18 protein-coding genes and 1 tRNA gene are annotated in these 26,589 nt (G+C 35.9%); 4 read left to right on the forward strand and 15 right to left on the reverse strand.

Annotated elements, in window-relative coordinates; genetic code table 11:
• Positions 1-15 precede the first annotated feature (15 nt).
• From FN756_RS04250 to FN756_RS04280, 7 genes are all read right to left on the reverse strand, one after another.
• Entirely contained in the window at positions 16-2,352 is a 2,337-nt protein-coding gene (locus tag FN756_RS04250) for a glycoside hydrolase family 20 protein (protein ID WP_142601766.1), read from the reverse strand.
• Positions 2,353-2,390: 38 nt separating this feature from the next.
• Positions 2,391-3,155 carry an SDR family NAD(P)-dependent oxidoreductase gene (locus tag FN756_RS04255; RefSeq protein ID WP_142601768.1) on the reverse strand — a complete coding sequence of 255 codons (765 nt, stop codon included), beginning with the start codon at positions 3,153-3,155 and terminating at the stop codon, positions 2,391-2,393.
• A gap of 49 nt (positions 3,156-3,204) precedes the next feature.
• Positions 3,205-5,406: an alpha-galactosidase gene (locus FN756_RS04260; RefSeq protein ID WP_221929010.1), complete on the reverse strand. Its 2,202-nt coding sequence runs from the start codon at positions 5,404-5,406 to the stop codon at positions 3,205-3,207.
• 115 nt (positions 5,407-5,521) lie between these two features.
• Entirely contained in the window at positions 5,522-7,174 is a 1,653-nt protein-coding gene (locus FN756_RS04265; protein ID WP_142601769.1) for a UxaA family hydrolase, read from the reverse strand.
• 29 nt (positions 7,175-7,203) lie between these two features.
• Positions 7,204-8,487 (reverse strand): L-fucose:H+ symporter permease, encoded by a 1,284-nt coding sequence (gene fucP, locus FN756_RS04270; RefSeq protein WP_142601771.1) that lies wholly within the window; start codon positions 8,485-8,487, stop codon positions 7,204-7,206.
• 13 nt (positions 8,488-8,500) lie between these two features.
• The gene (locus tag FN756_RS04275; RefSeq protein ID WP_142601773.1) at positions 8,501-8,833 is read right to left on the reverse strand and encodes an L-rhamnose mutarotase; all 333 of its coding nucleotides are present in this window, start codon (positions 8,831-8,833) and stop codon (positions 8,501-8,503) included.
• A 248-nt stretch (positions 8,834-9,081) separates the two neighbouring features.
• Positions 9,082-11,757 carry a glycoside hydrolase family 3 C-terminal domain-containing protein gene (locus tag FN756_RS04280; RefSeq protein WP_142601775.1) on the reverse strand — a complete coding sequence of 892 codons (2,676 nt, stop codon included), beginning with the start codon at positions 11,755-11,757 and terminating at the stop codon, positions 9,082-9,084.
• A gap of 176 nt (positions 11,758-11,933) precedes the next feature.
• Between FN756_RS04280 and FN756_RS04285 the strand changes: the two genes are divergently transcribed.
• Entirely contained in the window at positions 11,934-12,806 is an 873-nt protein-coding gene (locus tag FN756_RS04285; protein ID WP_142601776.1) for an AraC family transcriptional regulator, read from the forward strand.
• Between the two features lie 572 nt (positions 12,807-13,378).
• On the opposite strand, the gene FN756_RS04290 is transcribed toward FN756_RS04285, so the two are convergent.
• The 7 genes from FN756_RS04290 to FN756_RS04320 form a co-directional block, all read right to left on the reverse strand.
• A complete protein-coding gene (locus FN756_RS04290; protein ID WP_142601778.1) occupies positions 13,379-14,191 on the reverse strand; it encodes a hypothetical protein in 813 nt (270 codons plus the stop codon).
• Between the two features lie 146 nt (positions 14,192-14,337).
• The gene (locus FN756_RS04295) at positions 14,338-15,903 is read right to left on the reverse strand and encodes a hypothetical protein (RefSeq protein ID WP_142601780.1); all 1,566 of its coding nucleotides are present in this window, start codon (positions 15,901-15,903) and stop codon (positions 14,338-14,340) included.
• Between the two features lie 122 nt (positions 15,904-16,025).
• A tRNA-Leu gene (locus tag FN756_RS04300) sits at positions 16,026-16,105 on the reverse strand.
• 39 nt (positions 16,106-16,144) lie between these two features.
• Positions 16,145-16,675, reverse strand: a complete 531-nt coding sequence (gene hscB, locus FN756_RS04305; RefSeq protein WP_142601782.1) for a Fe-S protein assembly co-chaperone HscB — start codon at positions 16,673-16,675, stop codon at positions 16,145-16,147.
• A 196-nt stretch (positions 16,676-16,871) separates the two neighbouring features.
• Positions 16,872-18,191 (reverse strand): RIP metalloprotease RseP, encoded by a 1,320-nt coding sequence (gene rseP / locus FN756_RS04310; protein WP_142601784.1) that lies wholly within the window; start codon positions 18,189-18,191, stop codon positions 16,872-16,874.
• 104 nt (positions 18,192-18,295) lie between these two features.
• Positions 18,296-19,447 (reverse strand): 1-deoxy-D-xylulose-5-phosphate reductoisomerase, encoded by a 1,152-nt coding sequence (locus tag FN756_RS04315; RefSeq protein WP_142601786.1) that lies wholly within the window; start codon positions 19,445-19,447, stop codon positions 18,296-18,298.
• A gap of 23 nt (positions 19,448-19,470) precedes the next feature.
• Complete coding sequence (locus FN756_RS04320; RefSeq protein WP_142601787.1) at positions 19,471-20,985, reverse strand: GH3 auxin-responsive promoter family protein; 1,515 nt, start codon at positions 20,983-20,985, stop codon at positions 19,471-19,473.
• A 251-nt stretch (positions 20,986-21,236) separates the two neighbouring features.
• Between FN756_RS04320 and FN756_RS04325 the strand changes: the two genes are divergently transcribed.
• Genes FN756_RS04325 through FN756_RS04335 form a run of 3 tightly spaced genes read left to right on the forward strand, consistent with a single transcriptional unit; the run spans position 21,237 to position 25,299 of the window.
• The gene (locus tag FN756_RS04325; protein ID WP_142601789.1) at positions 21,237-22,481 is read left to right on the forward strand and encodes an efflux RND transporter periplasmic adaptor subunit; all 1,245 of its coding nucleotides are present in this window, start codon (positions 21,237-21,239) and stop codon (positions 22,479-22,481) included.
• A 15-nt stretch (positions 22,482-22,496) separates the two neighbouring features.
• The gene (locus FN756_RS04330) at positions 22,497-23,840 is read left to right on the forward strand and encodes an ABC transporter permease (RefSeq protein ID WP_142601791.1); all 1,344 of its coding nucleotides are present in this window, start codon (positions 22,497-22,499) and stop codon (positions 23,838-23,840) included.
• Positions 23,833-25,299, forward strand: coding sequence for a TolC family protein (locus FN756_RS04335; RefSeq protein ID WP_142601793.1), 1,467 nt, complete (start codon positions 23,833-23,835; stop codon positions 25,297-25,299). The genes FN756_RS04330 and FN756_RS04335 overlap by 8 nt, the downstream gene beginning before the upstream one ends.
• A 76-nt stretch (positions 25,300-25,375) precedes the next feature.
• On the opposite strand, the gene FN756_RS04340 is transcribed toward FN756_RS04335, so the two are convergent.
• A complete protein-coding gene (locus FN756_RS04340; RefSeq protein ID WP_142601794.1) occupies positions 25,376-26,521 on the reverse strand; it encodes a glycosyltransferase in 1,146 nt (381 codons plus the stop codon).
• Positions 26,522-26,589: the final 68 nt, after the last annotated feature.

Raw genomic sequence — 26,589 nt, forward strand, 5'->3', positions numbered from 1 at the left:
TAATCTATCTAATTTTTAATCTACTGTTACCTCATCTACAAACAGCCAAGCCGGAGTTCCAGCACCAGGGTTATTTTGAGGGATGTTGCCATAATAGTTGGCTATGACTTTAATATATCTTGCCATAACGCCTTTAGTATTGAACACAATTTTTTGCGCTCCATCATTTGCAATGCTAAAGTTTTTTTGCTCTTCAATTTTTCTAAAATCATTACCATTATCGGAAACAAGTATACTTACGCTTGATGGCATATAGATCCAGCTGGAAGGCTTATTGAAACAACGGATACTGACATGGTTAACCGTTTCTTTTTTACCTAAATCCACGCTTCCTTCGAAGTCCTCTCCACACCAGCCCAACCATTCCTGATCGTTATATCTGTTTTCACTACCAAAAATGCCGTTATTCCAGGCATGTTCGCCTCCGGCATTGTAATTCTTGTTAGCCAATGTTTTTAACTTTGAAGCCCTTCCTGTAGCCGCATTAATCGTGAAGGTTTTCTGCACTTTATCAACCACAACATTGTTATAAATAACCCCTACTGTAAGTTTGGCGTTGGCAGTGATGTCGACAGGACCAGTATAGGCTTTGGCATCCTTGGTTGGTAAGGAACCATCGGTAGTATAAAATACCTGAAAGCCATTTGGAATTCCTACAACCTTCGCCATTAATTTGTTGCTCACAGAATCAACGAAGCTGTTTATTTTGATATCGAATAAGTGTTTCGAATAATTCACCTGATGCTTATCAAGTCTTTTCAAATAAGGTAACAATCTACTTAAAAACTGCTCATAAGTTTGTTTTTTCGCAGACCAGGTAGCTTCAGACAAAGCCACAGAACGAGGAAAAAACATATATTCAGCTTGTTGAACTGAAGGAACAAATTCAGTCCACAGATTACCTTGCGCGCCTGCTACTAATTTTCCCTCTTCTGCCGTAAGCTCTTTCGGAATGGGTTGATAGCTGTAAACTTTGGCTAGTTTGGTGAGCCCTCCGAAAGCGGCAGGTTCATTAGGATCATCCGACTGAAAATGGTCGAAATAACAATATTCGCCAGGTGTCATTATTACGTTGTGACCTTGTTTAGCCGCTTCAATTCCTCCTTTTTCACCACGCCAGCTCATTACCGTAGCATTGGGTGCTAATCCGCCTTCTAAAATTTCATCCCAACCAATTATTTGTCTTCCCTTTTGGTTAACAAAACGTTCTATACGTTTAATAAAGTAGCTTTGTAATTCTTCTACCGATTTTAAATGTTCGTCTTTAATGCGTTGCTGACAAATACGGCATTTGCGCCAATTAACTTTCGACGCTTCATCACCCGCTACATGAATATATTTACTTGGAAATACATTCATCACCTCAGTTAAAATATCTGTAAGGAAAGTAAACGTAGCATCTTTGGTACAAAATTCATCCTGAACTTGCGAAGGATAAGGGAATGCTTTACCAGTACTGTCTAAACAAGCCAATTCAGGATAAGCCGCCAATGCCGATTTAGAATGCGCGGGCATTTCAATTTCGGGAATGATAGTTATAAACTTTGATTGTGCATAGGCCACCAATTTCCTCAACTGTGCTTGCGTATAATAACCACCATACAGGGAATCATCAGGTCTGGATGCGTAATCATAAGTAGTATTTAACGGCGTACCTTTACGATAAGCCCCGATATTAGTAAGTTTTGGATACTTTTTGCTTTCGAAACGCCATCCTTGACTATCGGTTAAATGCAAATGCAGTTTGTTCATTTTTTGCATTGCCATCAAATCGATCAACTTCTCAAGAAATGAATAAGGCATATAATGGCGAGCCACATCCATCATTAATCCTCGGTAAGAAAAGCTTGGCGCATCTTCTATCGTTACCGCCGGCACTTTCCAGGTTACATTATTTGCCAGAGTGCTGCTTTCTATATCATCAGGCAAAAGCTGCAACAGTGATTGAACAGCATAAAAAACACCAATAGGAGTTTTTGCCTTGATATTTATTTGTTTAGGCGATACAACCAATTGATAACCTTCAGCCTCAGTAATTGAGTTATTAAGTTCAACTACAATTACATTGGTTTTATTGGCTTTTTTCCCTTTTGTTAAAACGATGCCGGATGCGGTTTTCAATTTTGAAACCAAAGGCTCAATTGCAGTGGCAAGCTCCTTATTATGGCTTTTATTAACAATTTTTGTAGTTCCTGAAAAAATAAATTCTCCATCTCCCCTTTCAACTTTATTTGGATAAGGAATAATATTAAAGGACTGACTAAAACCCTTAAAAGGAAAAAAAGAAATCATGCTCAGCATGACTATTGCTGAAACATAGGTGGTTATTTTATTTTTTATAAACTGATTCATAATAGCTTTACTTTCAGGAATCTTCAAAACTGATTCAATTAATTATTTAGTTTGATAAAACCACCATCTATAGGGTAGTCACAGCCGGTTATAAAACCGGATTCATCAGAGCAGAGATACAAGGCCAGAGAAGCAACCTCCTCTGGTTTACCCATTCGTCCCATAGGTTGACTTTTTGATAGTTTTTCAAAAATCTCCTCTTCTTTTCCAGCGTAATTTTTAGCGATAAAGCCATCCACAAATGGAGTATGAACGCGTGCCGGAGAAATACTATTACATCGAATATTATCTTGCAAATAATCTTTAGCAACTGACAAAGTCATAGCGAACACAGCACCTTTACTCATTGAATAAGCAAAGCGATCAGGTATGCCTACCAAGGTTGCAATAGAAGCCATGTTAAGGATTGCACCTCCACCGTTATTTCTCATTAGTGGAATTACGGCAAACAAACAATTATAGGCACCTTTTACATTCACATCAAACACTTTGGTAAAATCTGCTTCACTCGTTGTATCGGCCTTTCCAATATGCGCGATACCTGCATTATTCACCAGAATATCTACTTTACCTATTTTATTGAATACTTCGACAACTTCTTGCTGATTGGCTACATTACAGGAATGACCAAACACTTTACCACCTGTTGCTTCAATTGCAGCAATAGTAGCAGCTGTATTTTCTTTACTTAATTCTAAAATATGAACCGTTGCACCTTGCTTGGCAAATAATTCGCTGATTGCGCGACCTATACCGCTTCCGCCACCTGTTATAACTGCTGTTTTATTTTGTAATGAAAACATGACTTTTATTTATATTTTTTAATAACTCAATGAATAAATAGGTGAAAAACTATTCGATAGTAAACCAGGTATAACTTTCCGGTTCAATACTACAGGTTAATTCAACTTCGTAGTTCCGGTTAAGTTTATAGGATTTATAGTCACCGTCCTTCTCTTTTAATTTGGCAGATGTTGCTAATCCGGTATAATACAACGGAACTTTAATGGTTCTTGTAATTTTTTCCTTTAATGGATTGTATAGCATCACCAATCCTTTTGTTTTTAGATTAGGATTAACGTGCAATAGGCCATCCCAATCTCTTCCATCAGCTCTGCGTAAATGAATAATGTCGGAATTGAGAATATCACGATACTTTTTATACCAGCTGATAACATTTATTACCGTTTGTTTAGTGGTTTCGGTATCGTATAGTCTTGGACCACGATAACACGCTTGTACTCCGGCACCATAATACTGCATCATTAGTTGATCATAATCTTTCAAATGTTCAGAAAGTGGTTCCAAGACAGATTCGGGTCCACCACCATGATAACGGGTAAGCGGTACAAAACCCCAACCCATGGATGCTGTTTTTTCCCAGGTGCCATCAAAAATATTCTGGCGGTTTAAAATTTTCTGATTCTCTCTGGGTAATGAAAAGTTTACTTCCCGATAACCGATGGCTATTTTATGTGTACCATCCAAAAAGTACCAATCAGGAGCGTTCACATATACTCCTTTTTCATTAAGCCAGTGGTATAACTCTTTTTGAATCTCCATTTGTCGCCATTGCGAATCATCCAAACCTATATGCCCCGGATGGGTGGTTGATGCACATACATCACCAGGGTATGGCCCATCATTTTCCCAAATATCAAAACCAGTTTGGGTATAGAATTTTTTTATCTTATCACGGTAGCCCAAGCCCCATTTACTACCATAACAAGGAGCATGACCGAAAAATGCGCCACCAGGTTTACCTGTTTTTGGATCGACAACATCATCTTCATCACTAATTCTACGGCTACTGAACAAGGAGTAACCTCCTATCATTATTCCTTTACTATGGGCATAATCAGCAAGAACCTTCCATTTTTGTAAATTGGTTGCTGTTGTGTCTTCCATATTTACATGACTACCAAAACTAAGTATCAATGCTTCATAACCGGTAGCAGCACATTGATCAACAGCTGTACGAACCTGTTCATCATTTTTACTAACCAAGTGCATGAAAATTGGGTTAGCAGTTGTCCATGGTGCAACTGTAGCGTACATTTTACGAATAGCTAATCCTCGTCTTTCTCTGTCGTAACTATCGATTAGCAACTCATGTGTACGCACTGATTTGAAATTTTCACCAGGCTGTAATTCAATGTCAGGATCTTTTACCGGATACACCTCCAATAAACAAGGGGTGTGATAATCGTAGTTTACCTGAGAAGTATAAGTTGAATCAACTTTCCAATGGGTAGTTTGGTCGCTGATATCGTACCGCATGGCATTATTGAACGCATAATTGGTTTCTATATAAATACCATGAGGTTTTTTCATCACTTCAGGTTTTCCCACCACAGCACTTTCTTCTTCTACGGTTCCTAAAATTTCATTGACAACACGATCTATCTTAAATACTTTATTGCCTTTATTTTCGATGCTGAGGGATTTTACAATTAAAGGTAGTCCATCATACAATTCATAATTCACTCTCACTTGCAAACCTGATAGGCGTGCAACACTAGGCTCGTATAGAAATGAAATCATTTTACCAGTGGCCTGACTATTATTGGTAGCCCAAAACTTATTTTTCCATTGTAAGTAAGGCGTAAGTGGTTTTATTTCAAATGAAACAAACTGAAAATCGTTTTCTCCCTTTGTAAACTTATTTACCCATTCCGGTCTGAGATACGCATTTTCTTTTTGTCCACTCAATCCTCCAACATTATAATCTATTCCATTAATAGTTAAACGGGCTTCAGCTTTTACCGACCTAAGCAATTGTTCATCATTGATAAGGTTTGAATAATCAATACAAGCAACATTGGGCGTAATAGTAAAAACTCTTCTTACTAAACCATTGCTAAGAATGATCTCTTTATTGTTTTCACTTTTATAAATGGTTGCAATATATGGTTGAGCGTTTAACAGCCAATCAACTTTTTTTATATTTTGAATTTTAGCATTCAAAACCGGCAACTGTTGGATGCTTGTTTGAGCCTGAACATGAATTGCGGCACCTGACAGAAGTAAAAACAGTATTTTATTGAAACCCATAATCATTTTAATTTTTCAGTGAAATACTTCTATAAAATTAGACTAGCATGTGACACTCCTTCTCCCCGCCGATACTTACAACGACTCCCTGTTAAACAAAAAACGCTAGGATACATTATAATGAAACGCCTCGTTTCCATGGAATAAAATCATCCTGACCTAATTCTACAGACTTAGGAATAATTTCTCCGCTAGCCGCTTTAATACAATATTCCAAAATCTCCTCTCCCATTTGTTCGAGTGTTTTTTCGCCGGTAATTACACCACCGCAATCAATATCAATAATATCACTCATTCTGGTAGCCAAGGCCGTATTAGATGAGAGCTTAATAGTTGGGCAAACAACATTGCCGGTTGGTGTTCCTAAACCGGTGGTAAACAAAATCAGAGTAGCACCACTGGCTGCTTTTCCGGTAGTAGCCTCCACATCATTACCTGGTGTACAAACCAAATGCAGACCCGGCTTAACAACTGGTTCCGTATAATCTAAAACATCAGTAATTGGGGCTGTACCTCCTTTTTTAGCCGCTCCAACAGATTTTATCGCATCGGTAATTAATCCATCCTTAATATTACCCGGTGAAGGATTCATATAAAAACCACTACCTACAGCTTTTGCCTGAGCGTCATAAGCCTTCATGAGATGAGTGAATTTATCAGCAGCTTGGTGGGTAACACAGCGGTCAACTAAGTTTTGTTCAGCGCCAAACAGTTCAGGAAACTCCGCCAATAAAACTTGTCCACCTAGTGCTACTAATAAATCAGAAGTATATCCAACTGCCGGATTTGCCGAAATACCTGAGAACCCATCAGAACCTCCACATTTTACGCCAATGCAAAGTTTACTTAGTGGTTGAGGAGTTCTCTCGACTTTGTTTACTTCAATTAAGCCCTCAAATGTTTTTTGAATAGCTTCTGCAATCATTAATTCTTCTGATACAGCCGATTGTTGTTCGAAAATATACATCGGCTTATTAAAGTTAGGATTGCGTTTTTTGATGTCTTGCAGTAATAAATCAACTTGCAAGTGCTGACAGCCTAAACTCAGAATAGTGATACCGGCAACATTGGCGTGGTCGGCATATGAAGCTAATAATTTGCTAAGCATTTCACTATCTTGCCTTGTGCCACCACAACCGCCTTCATGATTTAAAAATTTAATACCATCAATGTTTGGAAACAAACGATCATTAATAATAATATCTTCTTCCTGTAACAAAAATTGTGGGGTCAGCGTCGCCGTATCGGTTTGTTGTTTATGAGCTGAAATTAATTTACTAACTGCTTTCCGGTATTTATGAGATGGCGCATACCCCAATTGTTGAAGCAGCGCATCTTTGATATAATCCAGATTTCTATTTTCGCAAAAAACCGTTGGAATAAATAACCAATAATTAGCTGTTCCTACTCTTCCATCGTTACGTAAATAACCGTTAAAAGTTCTTTCTTCCCATTTGTTCACATCCGGTGCTGTCCAATGATAATCATTTTGCTTTTTATAATTTTCATTAGAAGCATGCTTGATATTATGAGTATGAATTAACTCTCCTTTTTGAATAGATTGAGTGGCTTTGCCAACCAAAACACCATACATAATAATCTCATCACCCACGACAAAATGCTTCATGGCAAACTTGTGCTTGGCTGCAATATCATTTTGCAAAGTATAACATTCATTCTTAAATTCGATAATATCGTTTTTGGACAAATCGGTTAAAGCAACTAGTACGTTATCTGTAGAATGAATTTGTAATATTTTTTGAAACATAAAAGTGATTGTTATTGCACCTGAACTAATTAATTGCTTTCTGTTTTAATTTTATGACCCTTCCAACCGAACCAGGCCACAACTATAAAGCAAACCAATGGTACTGTATAGCCATACTGAATGTTATCAATTGATTCGCCAACCATTGCAAAAACGCGCGGCAATATAGCACCTCCAACAATTGACATTACGATTAAGCTACTTCCGAATTCTGTATCGCCACCCAAATCTTTAATGCCTAAAGAAAAAATAGTAGGGAACATAATAGACATAAAGAAGCATATACCTATTACTGTATACACGGTAATCATTCCATGCGCAAATATGGCAACTAAGCATAATGCTATATTTATTACGGCATAAGAAGCAAGTAAATACTGAGGTTTGATGAAAACATTTAAACCTGTTCCTACAAATCGGCCTATTAAAAAGGCAATACCGCATATTCCAAGATAGTCAGCTGCCTGTACATCTGTTATACCTGCTGATTTTGTTGCATATAAAATAAACAAACTAAAAACACAAACCTGAGCGCCTACATAGAAAAATTGAGCCGCTACCCCCCACGATAAATGCTTGTGTTTAAAGGCATGTAAAATGTTTTTACCAGCAACATGTTCGCCGGTTGTTTGAATTTTTGGAAGCTTAACTAATGAGAATAAGATTGCTATCAAAACCAGAATACCACCTAAAACAAGATAAGGTGTTTTTACTGAAGAGGCCTCTGCTGCTAGTGCAAGTTTTTTGGCACCTTCGGTCATTGCATTTAATTCATTATCTGTATGCCCTTTTGTTAGTATAAGTCTTGCTCCGATAACAGGAGCTAAAGCAGCAGCCAGCCCATTAAACGATTGTGCAAAATTCAGTCTTAACACCGATGTTTTAGCATCACCAAGAGAAGATATATAGGGATTTGCTGCGGTTTCTAAAATAGTTAAGCCACAAGCTATAATAAACAATGCTACCAAGAAGAAGCCGTAAAGCTGAGTGTTTGCGGCAGGAATAAACAGGAACGAACCCGTAGCAAAAATCAATAATCCTATAATGATACTCGATTTATAACCATATTTCTTCATGATAATGCCCGCAGGTATAGCCATTATAAAATAAGCTATAAATACAGCAGAATCAACCAATGTGGCCTGAACGGCGGTAAGTGTAAATGAGCGTTTTAAATGCGGTATTAGTATTGGATCCAAGTTATGTGCAAACCCCCACAGGAAGAATAAGCTTGTTACCAAAATAAGTGGTACTAAATAGTTTTTGGTTCTGCTAGGACTTTTAACAGCTACGGTTTGAGTTGATAATTCCATGAAAGAGTTTAGGTTAAAGTTGAAAGATTTTATTCATTTCTACCCATTTCTGACCAGGTAAGGCAGATGGTAAGGCTTGTTGATAGTTCCACATCAGCGTTTCCCATTCCTGTACTTTTGGATTATTATCATCCATAGTACTCTTTTTTTCAAAAGAAAATTGTTCATTGGCTTCCAGTATCATGAACAACCTGTTTTCAATGCGATAAATTTCAAGACGTTCAATTCCTGCAGCAGTTATGCTCTCTAAAATTTCCGGCCAAACTTGTTGATGATACTTTTCGTATTCTGTAATTAGCGCTGCATCAGGTATTAAATCAAGTGCAAGGCAGTGTCTTTTTAACATTATTTAAATAGTAAGGTTGTTAATAATTTTTCGAATTCAATATCTATATGCAATAGCTTTAGCTTAACAAGTGTAAATCCTCGCAATTTTAAACATTGTATTTCACAAAGAAAGTGTTATTGTTCAAAATTAATTTTATCTAATTGTCGAATTAATAAACGATATTAACATACAATGCTACAAATTGACTCAAATAAATGAATATAGCATTGAAGTCTTCTTACTGAAAATCGCATAAAGCAAATAGCTTATTTATCAACTGTAACAATATCCCTAACCCGAATATCTTTTGAAGATGCCCCAATCATAATTCTAAATTCACCGGGTTCAACTACCCACTGCATCTGCTCATTTAGCATTTTTAACAGGTCGGGGGTAATCGTAAATGTAACTTCTTTTGTTTCTCCTGGTTTTAAATGAATACGTTGAAAACCTTTCAACTCTTTAAGAGGACGAGCCACTGATGACACCAAGTCGCGAATGTACAGCTGTACCACTTCGTCGCCTTCTCGTGTTCCGATATTTTTTATCGTGCAATAAACTACAGTTGATTCATTTTTAGAAAAATGCTGTTTATCAAAACGCAGATTACTGTATGCAAATTTAGTATAGCTTAATCCGAAGCCAAACGGAAATAAGGGTTGACCGGTAAGGTTGACATAATCATCGGTGCGTCCGGTGGGTTTATGATTGTACACTAAAGGTAACTGCCCCTCGGCTATAGGAAAAGTAATTGGCAAGCGGCCGGCAGGATTGTAATCACCAAATAACACATCGGCTAAGGCATTTCCTCCTTCTTCTCCCGGATACCATGCATCTACAACTGAAGAAACATTATTGATCCATTTGGTCATGGTAATGGCACTACCACCAATTAGAACCACCACCACAGGTTTGCCGGTCGCGGCAATTCTATTAATCATTTCTTCCTGATAACCGGGTAAATTTAAATAAGCCCTGTCGAGTGATTCTCCTTCTTCAATACCGGTTACAACAACAGCTACATCCGATTTTTGAGCCGTTGCCACTGCATCATCAATTTTCTGTTGCCAATCATTAGGCACACCGATATTCCAAATAAGCTTAAACCACGCTGAACCCGAAGACTCAAAAAATTCTACACGGATATCATATTCCTTGTCTTTTTCAAAATAATAGTCGGTTAATAAGGTACTGTATGTTTGGCTTTTCCAATTATCAATTATTAGTTTTCCATTCAAATAAAGCCGATAACCATCGTTACCATCCAGTCCAATCTTAAATTTACCTGTTGCCGGTGCTTTTAATTTACCTGTCCATTTAACCGAATAGAAATCATAATTAATGTCTGGGTGAGGAGAATACAGGGTCCAGCGAAAATTCATTTTTTTATCCACCCTGGTCACTACCGGTTTACCATTTAAGGCAATATTGTTGAAATATTCACCCAATAAACCATTCTCTGTTTTTCCGTTTGCGCTTACAGATAAATTTGCTGATGGCACCGTAACCCATTCATCCGATTGGCGGCCGCAACCAGGGGAATACAGTACATTGCTTGTTTTATTTAACTTATTTTTAATACCATCGAGAATACTAATTTTTCCATTGCCAGGTCCGCTGTAACCGCCCAACCTTGCTTCAACGGCATCGGTGCCGATAAGCGCCAATGAATGTATTGATTTCTGAAGTGGTAAAACGTTATTATCATTCTTTAATAACACTATGGATTTTAATGCTGCTTCTTTTGCTAATGTTTTGTGAGCCGGATTCCCATTCCATTTATTCACTTCATTTTCATTTACATACGGATGTTCGAAAAGCCCCAATTGGAATTTAATTGTCAGAACCCGTTTTACGGCTTCATCCATAGTTTTTTGATCAATTCTGCCATCCAAAAATGGTGGGATAAATAGCTTGTAATGCTCATAATCCGTCTGAAATATGACATCCAATCCATTGTTGATGGCTTTAGCCGAAGCATCGGGATAATCGTTTGCTGTAAAATGCAAAACATTGGCACCTCCAACAGCCGAAGCGTCTGAAATTACGAATCCCTTAAAGTTCAATTCTTGTTTCAGTTTTTTGTTTAACAACCAATCATTTGCAGTACATGGACTTCCATTTAAAGAATTGTAAGAAGTCATTACACTGCGGGATCCTCCTCTTTCGAAACAAGCCTTAAAAGGTGGAAGATAAATTTCTTCCAGCAAGCGTTCATCGAAATCAATGGGATAACTATCACGGCCGCCATCTCCACTATTAGCTAAAAAATGCTTAGGTGTAGTAACCACATCCATTTTTTCAAATGGAGAAACGAAAGCTACTCCCATTTCCGATGATAAATAAGGATCCTCCCCATAGGTTTCCTCCACCCTTCCCCAACGAACATCACTGGCAATATTGACAACAGGGGACAAAATTTGACGAATCCCCCTGCTTTTTGTTTCACGGGCAATGGCTTCGGCTACGCGTCTCATCAACGACGTGTCCCACATGGCAGAAAGACCTATGGATTGAGGAAATGCAGTAGCTCCATCCCTGACCAAACCATGCAATGTTTCATCAAAGGCAATTATGGGGATGCCTAAGCGTGTTTCTTCTACAAAATAGTTTTGAATAGCGTTAATCTTCCTGGCTGTTTCCAATGCCGTTGCAGAAGAGCTGTAACTAAGCAACTGTCCGGCGGCATCCGTATTACCCTTGGTACTTACCTGAAATCCAAATATGCCCTTCTGGTATTTTTCCTTTCCTTCTTCCAAATCGCCCGGAATCATGAATAATTGCCAAAACTTTTCCTCAGTATTCATTCGTGATAATAAATCCTTTACTCTTTCATCTATGGAAAGCTTAGGGTTTTTATAAGGCAACTTGGCTTGTGAAAAAGCAGAAAAAGATAAAAATGTGAATAGTATTAAAATGAAGAACCTTTTCTTTTCTATCATAATTATTTATAAATAGCTATCAATAACAAAGAAAAGCTATTTACTGAGAATAAATTTTACCAAACTGTCGAATTAGTAAACGATATTAACATGGTCTTCTATGAAATAATTCACACGAAGTATATAGAATTGAATTACAATTTTTTATTTTCATCGGTTCAACCGATAAACCCAAAATGAAACCTCAATTATTAAAAGTAGCCGTTAACCCTACAAATTCATTCAATGCCCGACAGGATACGGTTCCATATATGAATAACCGCTGGCATTATCACAAGGAAGTAGAACTTATATATTTTAAGCAAGGTAATGGAACACAGTTTATTGGCGACAGTATTAAACGTTTTCAATCTGGCGATGTGGTATTAGTAGGGGCTTATTTGCCCCATTACTGGCGATTCGACGATGTTTACTTTGAGGAAAATACGGACGTTACCGCAGATGTAAGGGTTATACATTTTTGCGAGAATTTTTGGGGTGACCATTTTCTAAATTTACCAGAAAACAACTTAATTAGAACAACACTCGACAAAGCCAAACGTGGCATCCAGCTGAGTGGAGAAACGCAGATTGATGTTGGTGAATTACTTAATCAAATTCTTAGTACCGAAGGGCCAAAAAAAATAATTTTACTGATGGAAGCGCTCATGGCCATTGGCAGCTGCAGCCAGCAAACCTTATTGTCATCTATTGGTTTCCGTCATGATTTTGAACAGTCTGAAAATGACCGGATACATGCAATTTATGACTTTTCACTCGCCAACTATAAACGTAAAATACAATTGGAAGAAGTAGCTAATATTGCTAATGTGAGTCCTAATTCTTTTTGCAGGTATTTCAAATCAAGAACCAGAAAAACCTATTCGCAATTCATTAATGAAATAAGGGTGGGCACAGCATGCAAACTTTTGATAGACAATAAAATAAATATTAAACAGATTTGTTTTGAAAGCGGCTTCCAGAATTTTGCCAGCTTCCATAAATATTTTAAAATGATAACCGGCAAAAGCCCCTTAAATTATCAGAAAGAATTTTTACCTAAAGTATAATTAAGTGAATGCAACCACCATAATCATTAAAATAAATGAAAGAGCTTACCATTATCTTTTTATTATTCCTTAGCATTGGTTGTAATCAACTTAATGGAAATTTCACTTGAAAGATTGCCTATTACAAACAACTACATGCTCAACCCTGGATTAGCGAAGCATCAGATCTGGACGCCAATGGAATCAGTCTTTCATACCAACTAACAGTAAACTAATGTTACACTGTTAAAAAACTTTCAGTCAACAGTCTCGTATAACTTTGAGTAGTTGGTATAATAAACACATAGGTAAACTTATTTAATTTATAAATATATTGTTGATAGTGATAATGGCTACATAAACTTTCTTGTCAGGTCCGAAGATGATGGTACGAAGTAAGGATATAAACCTCAATTTACTAATGATTATATGGGAAAAGGATTGGATATGGTTCATAACGCTTGTTGTGAAATCGTATTCGCCATTATTAAAAAAGAATAGTTTGTTATGGATAGCAACCATTCAATTGTTGAACATCAAATTGAATATTTTAAACTATAATCAAAAAAGGGAGCAAAAGGCTCCCTTTAATATTAACTTAAATCAAGAATTAAGAAACACTCTCGACACTTAACTTCTATATTCGCTTTTACGTATGTATCCACCGTAAGACTTAATAATAAACTTCCGATTGCATCTCCTTTAGTTTTTTCCCTGAATCTTTCTGAATTTTTATACTTATTTTCATATAATTCTTCCGCTTTTCCCGCATCAATCTCTGAAATTGTTAAAGCAAATTCCAAATTCTGATCGGCTGATTCCAATAGAACTTTCAGACCTGATGAAATATTACAAATAATAACTTTCTCATCTATGATTTGATTTGCGAAAATCATAATCGGAATCTCTTTAAAAGTTCCAACTACATGAAAAGGATAAGGTGAAAAATTTTCATTTCGAAATGCAATAAAATCTTTATTATTTACTAATTCACCTTGAATACCAAAATAAAATTGATTGGACATAATTATCAATTCTGGTAAGTTATTCTTGAAATTCTTGAGATATAGTTCAAGGTTTTCTAAAATACTTTTTCTTGTTTTCTTAACAAAAACACCGTTTTTGATGATATTATCAAAAACGTCTTTTTCAAATAATCTACTAACTTGACTACCTATATTAGAAGGTATGTAGATTTCTTGAGCATCATCAATAAAGAATTTTCTAGACTCAAAAAGAGTACTCCCCAGCCTCCCTAGACCGTTAACGTCATCAATTGCACTATAGGAAATATTATCTTTCGAGAAGTATCTAATTGCTTTTAAAAGTTTATCACTCCTTTTCCATAGCTCCAAATTGGTATTTATGAACCTATTGATTTTTTGAGCAGATAAGGCTTTTTCCAAGGCATCTTTTTCAATTATGGCTTCTTTACGTTTATCTAATTTATTTATTATCTCGTTTACTCTTAATATTGCTTCATCAATATTATCAATTTTGAGAAATTCTGCCCATTTAATTTTATTCTCATTATTCTCATTTATTGTAGATACTAAACTCTTTGATATATATATATTACATCTTGTGATTTAGATTCTGTTAAAAGTTTATCTAATGCCTTATCTCCATATTTAGAAGACACAATCTGATTTTTCAAAATGGAAATTACAAAACCCAAAATGATGAAGTGATCAGTATAAAGCATACTATACGCTTGACCATTTAATCTCTTCTCAGAATTCCAAATCCAATCATTCCAATTAAAGTAACTATCTTTTTTCTCTAAATAATAAAGTGTTTTTTCGAAAAGGTAGTTTAGGCGAGTTTCACTTAAACTATTATCAAATTCTAGTAATGTAATAATATTATCAGGAACCTTTTCAAACTCAATATTCTGATAAATTTTAAAGCATAACCAATAGTAATTATAAGAAGCAATGGCGTTAAAATCGAAATAAATTGACTGCCATAACTTATATTCCGATTCTTCCGATTCGCTTAATTCATCGAATATTATTTTACTCTCAAATGAATCATATCTTCTAAAAACTTCCGCTTTAGTCATAGAAATTTCATTCAGAATATTTTCTAAACTGTTGAAATCACCTTTTTCGATTAAAATTTTTATTGTTTCACTAAAATCAATCAATAATGGCTGGATTAACTCTTGGTGTTGAGTAGAAATCTTAACATCATCTTTATAAATAATATTAAAATCTATAATTTCTCTAATTCTCAAAAAAAAGTCATCAACAACTTCATACCCCAATTTTTGATCATCTAGTTTTAAATATATTCTTCTCGGAAGACCGGATAAAATATATAAAATAAGCGGTCTATTATGATTTAATGCATATACAATGCATTTGTAGTAAAATGTCAATAATACGGAAAGAATATCTGATCTATTATTTTTATAGGTATCCACAAAAAACAAGGGGTGCTTATCAAATAATCTTAAGGAGAAAGATGGTTCATTAGGCTCTTCTAATATTCTTAAATAAGCATTTAAATTTTTATCAAGTAATCCTTGGTCATTTTGAAATAATGAATTACTTGTTTTTAGTAGAAACTCTTCTGATAATCTAGTTTTTATTCTCTCATTATGTTTATTACCAGTGGCAACAGACACTACATATGATACATATAAATCATTTAAATAATCAGCATCTAAGAACTTAAATACTCTTTGAAAAATTATAATTAAAAAAACTAGAAATAATACAAATGCATAAACTCCAGCATTAATTAACTTAATAAAAAATATGTCAGAAATAAATGAATTATCATTTCCAACTAAAATGAAAATAGATAAAGGGATAACGTTTAGGATTACGAAATAAAATAAGGAGAAAAAATATGATTCCTTAAATACTAAAAGAAGAATGCTTTGATCATTCTTCAATTGTACAATTGAAAATATTATTGCAGAAATAGCAAGAGATATTGTCAAAATTGTAATGAAATTAGTGTTAAGATCCTTAGCAAGATCATATGCTTCAGATCGAGTCAGGTGAAAAACTTCTATCCATTCAATGGATATACAGGATATTAAGTAAAAGCAAACAATAAAAAGAAGAATTGAAAAAATAGATTTTTCAGATTTAAGAAATTCCATAGAAAATATAGATATTCAAGCAATATAGGAAATAATAGAAAAAGAATGTCCCCTATTCCGTCCCCTGAAAATACAAAACCCCTGCAAATACTTGATTTACAGGGGTTTTAATGATTTTATTGTACCCGGAGCCGGAGTCGAACCGGCACGGTTTCCCATCGGTGTTTGAGACCGACGCGTCTACCAATTCCGCCATCCGGGCATATTTTGCTGATGTTTGGTAGTGACTACCGTTTCATCGTTAGCGGGCTGCAAACATAAGAAGAGAATCTTTAATTCGCAACAAATATTTTCTTCTATAATAGTTATCCTTGATTATCAGCAACTTTTTTTTCTGATCAGCTGTATTCAGTCCTTCATAATCGGTTATTAAATAAGTTAATTCCTCCGAAAGGTCTGTTTCAAAAGCTTTCACCTGCCCTTGCACCCTCTTCAAACTTTCCTCATCACCATCCATCTGCAAGTCCATTAACTCTTCATTAATATCCATCATCTCCATTAAAAAGGCTTGCGGCAATTGATACTTTTCACCGTCTTGAATTAAGCCATTTATTTCAAGGATGTATTCCAAACGCTTATCGGGGTTAGATAGCACCTTATAGGCATTGTTATTTAATGTAGAGAGCTCCAGTATTTCATCCTGCTTTTCCTGGGATTCATTCACATAAAAATCCGGGTGATATTCTTTACTGAATGCATAAAACTTCTTTTTCAGTACAGATTCATCAATAAAAAAAGAAACAGGAAGATCGTAAAATTGGAAATAGTTCATTGTTCGTATTGAGAGAGGAGTATTGTATATTGAGATCTAAGTAAGTAATGAGTGTCATTCCGATAACCTTCGGAACAAAGTTGATTGCAATTCACCAAGAGCAGCATCGTTTCATCACTTGACAAAAAGGACTAATGAAAATGTGAGATTCGGTTTCTCAAATCTCACATTTTCATTAGATACGTAACTAAAAAATCTATTTTATCAATTTAAGAATATCATTACCAAATGCAAAAATCATTAAACCGATAAGAATTACAAAGCCTACCATTTGTGCACGTTCCATAAACTTATCACTTAATGGCTTGCCCTTTATCATTTCAACAACAAGAAACACGGCATGTCCACCATCAAGAGCCGGTATCGGCAATAGATTCATAAAAGCAAGCACCAATGAAATTAAACCCGTCAAGGTCCAGAATTTAGCCCAATCAAAGGTCGAGCCGTACAGCTTAGCCATACCAATTGGACCTTGTAAGGCTTTTGTCGGCTTAACTTCACCTTTAAGAATCTTACCAAAACCTTTAGTTTGGTCAACCAGTGTTTGTTTCGCTTTTTCAGCACCAATTGGCAATGCTTCCAGAAGACTATAGTTCTGCGTTTTATAGTTAACATCAATAATCTTTGGCATAAAACCAATTGTTCCGTCTTCAGTCACTTGCACTTTAAGCTTATTCGGCTGACCGTTACGAACAATGGTTAATTCAACCATTTGATTTTTATAAGCAGCTAAGGCCGCTTGCAAATCATCAAAAAAATCAATTTTGGTTACGTTAACAGCAGTTATGTTATCATCTGGTAATAAACCGGCTTTTTCGGCATTGCTACCAAGCACCAACTCTCCTACTCTAAACTGAACCCGAGGCGCTATAAAACTTCCTTTAGGAGCATCGGTTACCTTTTCAATAAAATCAGCCGGTACCTTAATGATTAAGCGCTCAGAATCACGTTCAACCGTAAGATCCACATTGCCTAAAAGCACTTTAGCACCTAGAAGATCTTCAAAACGATCAACTGGTGTTCCGTTAACAGCTGTGATCTTATCGCCGGTTTTCAATCCGATTTCCTGGGCTAAGGGATAAGCTACAATACCGTTTTTAACTTCAGAATTAGGTGTATAGGTTTCGCCGTATTTAAAGGCAAGCATCCAAAAGATGAAAACACCTACAATTACGTTCACGATAATACCACCTAACATTACGATTAAACGTTGCCAAGCTGGTTTTGAACGAAATTCCCAAGGTTGTGCGGGCTCCTTCATGGCGTCAACATCCATTGACTCATCAATCATCCCTGCAATTTTTACATAACCACCCAATGGTAACCAACCCACTCCATATTCAGTATCACCTTTTTTAAAGCTGAATAATTTTACACCCCAAGCGTCAAAAAACAAATAGAATTTTTCGACTTTAATTCCAAAAGCACGAGCTGCCAAATAATGACCCAACTCGTGTAAAACAACCAAAATTGACAACCCGGCCAACAATTGGGCCGCCATGATTAATCCACTCATTATTTGCTATGCGTTATATTTAATTTAATAAGTATTGATTTACACTAACCAACAAGTAATTAGTGTTGAAATTTCCGAAATGTTACAATCGAATTTTATTATTTCTACAAAGTAATTAATTCTCCAGCCATTTTGCGCGCTTCCCTATCTGTTTGAACGTAATCCTCGTAACAAGGTTTCGACACATAGGTAACTTTCTCCATACAGGCTTCAATTACATCCGACATTTGTAAAAAACCGATTCTGTCCTTCAAAAATGCATCCACAACCACTTCGTTGGCAGCATTTATGACACAAGGACAGTTTCCGCCACGATTCATGGCCTCAAAAGCAAGGGCAAGATTACGGAACGTTTTAGTATCAGGAGATTTAAACGTTAGATTATTGAAATTATCAAAACTGAAACGCGGAAAATCATTTTTTATTCTCTGAGGATAAGCTAAAGCATATTGAATAGGCAGTTTCATGTCAGGAAGTCCGAGTTGAGCTTTTATAGAGCCATCCTGAAACTGTACCAATGAATGTATAATTGACTGAGGATGAACCACCACCTCGATTTGATTAATATCTAAATTGAACAACCATTTTGCCTCAATTACTTCTAATCCTTTATTCATCAAGCTGGCTGAATCAATGGTAATCTTTGCGCCCATTGTCCAGTTTGGGTGTTTTAATGCCTGCGTTTTGGTTACAGCTAAAAGATCTTCACGTTCTTTTCCAAGAAATGGCCCTCCGGAAGCCGTTAAAATAATTTTTTCAATCGGATTATGCTCCTCTCCTACCAAACATTGAAAAATAGCGGAATGTTCAGAATCAACGGGTAAAATATCGACCTTATGCAATTTAGCAAGTTCGGTGATCAAATCGCCGCCAACCACTAAGGTTTCTTTGTTAGCGAGTGCAATATTTTTATGAGCCTTTATGGCAGCAATGGTGGGTTTTAATCCCGCATAACCAACCAGAGCCGTTAACACGATGTCAACGGAATCCAATTGCACAATTTCAACTAATGCATCTTCTCCGGCTAATACTTCAATCGATGTATTTGCTAAAACCTGCTTTACCTGATTATATTTTTCTTGATCAGAAATGACCACTGCACGTGGTATAAACTCAAGCGCTTGCTCAATAAGTACATCAGCACTACCATTAACGGTCAATACCTCTGCCCTAAATTTATCAGGATTCGCCCTAATTACCTCCAACGCCTGCGTGCCAATCGACCCGCTTGAACCTAAAATTGCTACTCTTTTCATCTCCCCTTCAGGATACTTCTATACTAATTAATTTTATATAAGATTGTCAACGAAACTAACTCATCTGCTATTTTCCTGTCGTTTGACAATCTCGGCACTTTATTTTGGCCACCTAATTTGCCTTGAGAACGCATGTAATCAATAAAGGCTCCTTTTTTTAACATACGAATCTTTAATGGCTGCAAGATTTTACCATCTATTAAATCGAAATAGTAAACGTTCTTTTCCTGAAGCAGTTTATCCACCTTTTCCATAAACAGATCTGGATTTTCAGGCTGATGTTCACCAAACTCAACAAACCATTCATGGAAAGGCAAACCTCCATCCGGATCATTTACCTGAGGAGCTACTGTGAACTCAACCACATCGACACCTTCCTCCTCCGCAGCTTTCATCAATGCATACTCTACTTCTTCACCGATAACATGTTCTCCAAAAGCAGAAATATAATGTTTTATTCGACCCGAAACCACAATGCGATAAGGCTCTTTGGAAACAAATTTCACAGTATCTCCTATACTGTATCCCCAAAGACCTGCGTTGGTGTTTAAGATAATCGCATAATTTTTATCGAGTTCAACATCTTTCAAGGAAAGTCGGGTTGGATTTTCATTGAAATATTCTTCAGTTGGAATAAATTCGAAGAATATACCTGCATCAACATTTAATAACAATCCTTTTTCCTTTTGAGAATCCTGAAAAGCAATAAAACCTTCAGAAGCCGGATAAGTTTCAATAGAATCTACTTTGCGACCAATAACAGCTTCAAGTTTAGCACGGTAAGGTTCAAAGTTTACGCCACCATGTATAAAGAGGTTAAAATTTGGAAAAATGTCTTTAATCTTCTTTCCAGTTTTAGCGGCCAGCCGATCAAAATACATTTGAACCCAAGGAGGAATCCCGGAAATCAGAGACATATTTTCATTTATCGTTTCATCAACAATGGCGTTTACCTTTTGTTCCCAATCGTCCATACAATTGGTTTCATAACTCGGCATACGGTTCTTCTGCAAATAAGCAGGTACGTGATGAGCTGAAATGCCCGATAGACGACCCACTTTAATACCGTTCTTCTCTTCCATTTCAGGACTGCCTTGAAGGAAAATCATCTTACCATCTACAAAATCAGCATTACCTGTTTCAGCAATGTATAACAGCAAAGCATTACGAGCAGCATTAATATGCTCAGGCATTGATTCTTTACTTATCGGAATATATTTTACACCCGAAGTTGTTCCTGAAGTTTTGGCAAAATAAAGTGGTTTTCCAGGCCAAAGAACATCCTTTTCTCCTTCAACAACGCGATCAATGTATGGACGCAAATCCTCATAATCAACAATGGGAACCTGCTTTATAAAGTCTTCGTAGGAATGAATTTTTGAAAAATGATGATCACGACCATAAGCCGTTTGTTTGGCCTGACTAAGCAATTTATGCATCCATTTATCCTGTAAAGCAACAGCATTATTCTTCCACTTATTTACACGAGCAGAAACGAGATTAGCATAAGGTTTACTCAGAGCAGCTTTAATTCCCATAAGGGGCAAATATAGGCTTTGAAAGGAAGATTAAAGATCTAAAAAAGTGAAAATTAGTAATACAACAATGATGAGGTAGATAAATTCATTTCCAGAAAGAGAATTATTGAATTAAAAAATCATAAAACTGAACCTATATGAACTATTTTAATTGACTATAAGTTTGAGCTCCAATAGACCACAAATACAATTATTAATTATTGGAAATAAAAAATAACTTGCAATTTAATTTATGACATTCAACCTAAACTATGAAAAAAAAGATAACTATACTGATTTTCGCCTTTTTATCATTGATTTTAGTTTATTTGATTTTCTTCAATAAGAAAAAAGAGCAATTACCAATTACAGCGGAAGCCCAAAAAACTGACTTTAAAGATCAAGTGCTGTGTAGCGGAGAATTACTAGCAGAATTCTCAGAAGACATTAATGGACCTACGAGTTTGGCAAGGTTTAATATTTATGAGGTAAAGCTGCAAGACATTATTGCTGAAGGTACAGAAGTTAAAAAAGGTGATTATATCTGTTCTCTAGACAAATCGGCTATTAGTCCAAAAATAAATGAAGCCAATGAGAGCTTGGTAAAAGCAAAATCAGAACTTACTAAAACCTCACTTGATACAGCTTTAACCTTACGAGAAGCCCGAGTTGAAATTAACAATCAATTTTACGAAATCGAGCAAAAAAGCCTCGTCTTACAACAGAGTAAGTACGAACCACCTGCCACGATAAGGCAAGCAGAACTGGAACTTGAAAAGACCAAGCGTGAGTTAAAAATAAAAAAGGAAGATTATCGATTAAAACAAGAAAAGCAAATTGCTCTTATGAAGGCTGCTAATTCCGACGTGCAAGTATTTCAGAATAGAGTAAACGAATTAATGGCCCTACAAAACAGCTTTGTTATTAATGCTCCTAAAAATGGTTTAGTAATCTACAAAACCGACTGGAACGGTAGGAAAATAAAATCAGGATCGACTATTAGCCCATGGAACCCGGTTGTAGCTTCCCTTCCTAACTTATCAAGTATGTTAACCAAAACGTTTATCAATGAAGTTGATATTCGTAAGATCAAAAAAAACCAATTAGTACAAGTTGGTTTTGATGCCTTTCCAAACATCAAGTTACCTGGAAAAGTGATCTCTGTTGCCAATATGGGAGAAGCTCAACATGGCTCAGACAACAAAGTATTTGAGGTAATGATAAAACTAGAAAAATTAAATCCCGCTATAAAACCGGGTATGAGTACCTCAAATGCTATTCTTATTAGTGAGATAAAAAATCAATTAACTATTCCGCTTGAGGCTGTTTACTCCGATCATAACCTAAGTTATGCCTATGTAAAAAACGGATCGACGATTGATAAAAAGGAAATAAAGCTAGGAGCAGTAAACGAAAATGAAGCAATTATTTTAAAAGGGTTGAACGAAAAAGAAACCGTGTTGCTCACTGAACCTGAATCAGCAAAAAAACTATCAATTATTCGATTAACGAAATAATCAGACTAAACATCTATGATAAGTATTTTTAATGATCGCAATCTCAACAGTCTTGAGATTGCCTTTTCTTCGATCATGGCAAACAAGGTCAGAGGGGTTCTTACTGCGCTGGGAATTATTTTTGGCGTGGCTGCCATTATTACAATGCTAGCTATTGGCAAAGGTGCCGAGGCCGAAATTTTAGAACAACTTAAAACAACAGGAGTAAACAATATTATTATTAACGCCATTGATCTGAATAATAATGAATCAGCGACTAAAAAAGAAGAAACAGAAAATGAGGCTGTGAAACCAATAGCTCAAACTAAACTTTTTTCAAAAGGCTTAAGCTTAGAGGATGTAAAAAGTATTAAATCTATCGCCAATACGGTAGAAGATATTAGTCCTGAAGCACAATTTGAAACTAGCCTCATGTGCGCTGGGCGGAAGCAACAAATAAAGTTAATTGGCATCACCTCTTCTTTTATAAATACCAATGCTTTGGAAATTTCGCAAGGAAATCACTTCAATAAAACTCAAGAAGAAGAGGGACTGGCTGTTTGTATTATCGGAAACGATATAAAAAAGCGTTTTTTTACTACCGAAGATGCAATTGGTAAATACATTAAATGTGGTAATCAATGGCTAAAAGTTGTGGGGGGGATCAAAGAAAAAAAAAACAATAAAACCGCGCAAAAAAACTTCGGTATTCGTGATCAAAACAGTGATATTTATGTACCTATTCAAACGTTATTAATTCGTTATCAAAACCCCGCAATAATAAAACCACAATCATCCAATGCTGAAGAAGAAAATCAAAAACAAACAAACCACCAAATAAAACGCCTTACTGTTAAAGTAAAATCAAGTGATGATTTAGAAGCTACAGCTGAGCTGATTACCAAACTTCTAAAACGACGTCATAACCAGGTTATGGATTTTGAGGTAATAATTCCTGAAATACTGCTCAAACAAGAGAAAAAAACCAAGGAAATCTTCAGTTTTGTTTTAAGTGCTATAGCTGGCATTTCATTATTGGTTGGAGGTATTGGTATTATGAATATTATGCTGGCCTCGGTACTTGAGCGTACCAAAGAAATTGGTACTCGTTTAGCCATTGGTGCTCAGAAACGTGATATTATCAAACAATTTTTGTTCGAAGCAATTTTAATCAGCCTTTCGGGTGGCATTATAGGTATCGTATTGGGTGTTAGCGGTGCTTTATTAGTTGCCAAAATTGCTAAAATTAACACTCTCATTTCGGGCTTCTCAATTATCATCTCATTTGCGGTAGCATCAGGAGTGGGTATTATTTTTGGCTATACTCCTGCAAAAAAAGCAGCCAACCAAAATCCTATTGAATCATTACGCTATGAATAAAAATTTCCTAAGCTTGGTTTCTTTATTGATAACTTTTACCACCGTAAAAGCACAATCTGATTTATTGCTGCTAAAAGATGTTGTCAGAAAAGCCCAGGTTCAATCACCTGCTTACTTCAGAGCCCGGAATATGGCTTTAAACCATATGTATTCATATAATGTTTACAAAGCCGGCTTATTGCCACGTTTTCAACTAGAAGGCGTCGTTACCGACTATTCAAAAGCAATTTCAAAAGTACAACAGCCAGACGGAACCAATGATTTTAGGAATAGTGAGCAAAATTCCAGCTCAGTGGGTTTGTCTGCTACACAAAACATAGGTTTAACAGGCGGGACATTAACACTTAACTCCAGTTGGCTACGTAACGATGTTTTTAATCCTGAATCCAGATTGAATTATTATTCTGTTCCTTTTTCCGTTCGCTATAACCAACCTGTATTGCTATATAATCGATATAAATGGGAAAATAAAATCCAGCCGCTTCTCTATGAAGAATCAAGGCGACAGTACGTAGAAGATATGGAGAGTGTAGCTCTCCAAACGAACAGTTTATATTTCAATGCACTTACTGCTCAAATTGAATTAGGTATTGCTAAAATAAACGTAGCTAATACAGACACACTTTATAAAATTGCACGTGGTCGCTATGAAATTGGTAAGATTGCCGAAAATGATCTGCTACAAATGGAATTGGGATATTTAAATGCACAAAACTCATTGGAGCAGTTAAAACTAAAGCTTGAAATTACTTATCAGGAATTAAAGCGATTTCTTGACTTACCTGTGAGTAAAGAGATTGAATTAAATATTCCTGATAAGGTTCCACAAATACAGGTTCCGGTAGAGAAAGCCCTTAGTGAAGCGAAAGAAAATCGGCAGTCTGTACTTTCATTTAGGCGAAAACGCTTGGAAGCAGAACGTGATATTGCAGAAGCCCGCAGTGAAAATGGGTTTAATATAAATTTGGCCGCAAACATTGGTAAATCCCAACAAAGTACAGATTTAAATAATTTGTACCGTAACAGTTTACCTCAACAAAATTTGCAGATTGGCATATCTGTTCCATTGCTTGACTGGGGACAAACAAAATCACGCATTAAACAGGCAAAAGCAAATAAAGAATTAATTGAGGTAGATGTTAAACAAGAAGAAACCAATTTTGACCAAGAGATTTATTTGCAAGTAATGCAGTTTAACATGCAAAATAAACAACTGTTAATTGCTGCCAAAGCCGATACCATTGCCGAAAAACGGTATGAAGTAACCAAACAACGTTATTATATTGGCAAAATCAGTATTACTGAACTCAATTTGGCTCAAACAGAAAAAGACCAAGCCAAACAGTTATTCATAAATGCTTTACGGGTGTATTGGAACTCTTACTTTACCATTCGTCGGCTTACCTTGTATGATTTCGAAGAGAATAAAAAGATTAATTTTCAGCTGAAAGAAAATTAAAAAAAATTGCCAATTGAGTATAAATAGTCTTTAATTATGCTCAATTGACAATAAATTTTACAAAAAACCAGTAATTCTAAAACAATTCTTCCAACTTGCCTGTAAAATATTCCCAAGAGTATTTTTCTTTTTCCTGGTCAATGTTTTTAGCAAAAGCTTCTTCAAGGTCTTCTTGATAGAAGCGAACAATCGCTTTTGCTAATGAGGTGCTATCTTCAGCTGGAACAATGAAACCTGTTTTTCCATCAATAACCACTTCACTTAGAGCCCCTACATCCGTGCTAATCATGGGTTTATTATAAAAATAGGCAATTTGAGAAATACCACTTTGCGTAGCTGAAACATAAGGTTGCACCACCAAATCACTTGCGCAGAAAAAATAGCGAATATGTTCACTCGGCACGTATTTGGAGACTTGTATAACATCAACCGAAATCCCTAGTTTGTTAATTTGATCGTCATAAGGCTTTTCATCATCGTAATACTCTCCCACAACCAAAAGTTTTAACCTTTCGTGTTTTAGAACTTCCGGCATCGCCTCCAATAAATATTGTAAACCTTTATATTTTCTGATAAAACCAAAGAATAGAATAACTTTTTCATTATCAAGATCAACATTGTAAAGTCTTTTTAACGCTAAGCGAGCGTCCGTTTTCAACACCGGTTCACCGAAAGAATTATAAATAGGATGTGGTGAATTTCTGAATGGTTTTACTTGATTGAATTTCTTCAAATCTTCTTCTACGCTATCGCTCAACACCATAAAAGCGTCGGCATTAGCAAAAACAACCTTGGTAAGTAGATTTTGTCCGGGTTGAGCCTCGTGTGGTAAAATGTTATGGCAAATAAAAATGATCCGAGTTTTACTAAACAGTTTTATGAAGAAAGAAATAACTGCAAAACAGGGAGCAAAAAATGGCATCCAATAGGAAAAAATAACCAAATCAGGTTTCATTTTCGCAATTCGCCGGCTGGTATTGATCCAACTTAACGGATTTATGGTATCAATTAAACGAAGATTTTTTGCTTTAGGAATGCCAAATACATCTTCACCATCTTCAAACTGACTTTTACCCGGAAATAACAGATCGGGATACTGACGCTTAAAATTCACGATTGCTACATCGTGTTTGGTTGACAGATACTGAAATAATATGGCTTCGCTCTGTGCAATTCCTCCCCGATACGGGTAAGCTGGGCCAACTAATATAATGTTACTCAATGCTTATTTATTAAAAATCTTTCAGTCATAAGTCTATAGTCCCTTATCTAAAAGACTAGGACTATAGC

Source organism: Solitalea koreensis (genome assembly GCF_900182575.1).
GTDB classification, from domain to species: Bacteria; Bacteroidota; Bacteroidia; order Sphingobacteriales; family Sphingobacteriaceae; genus Solitalea; species Solitalea koreensis.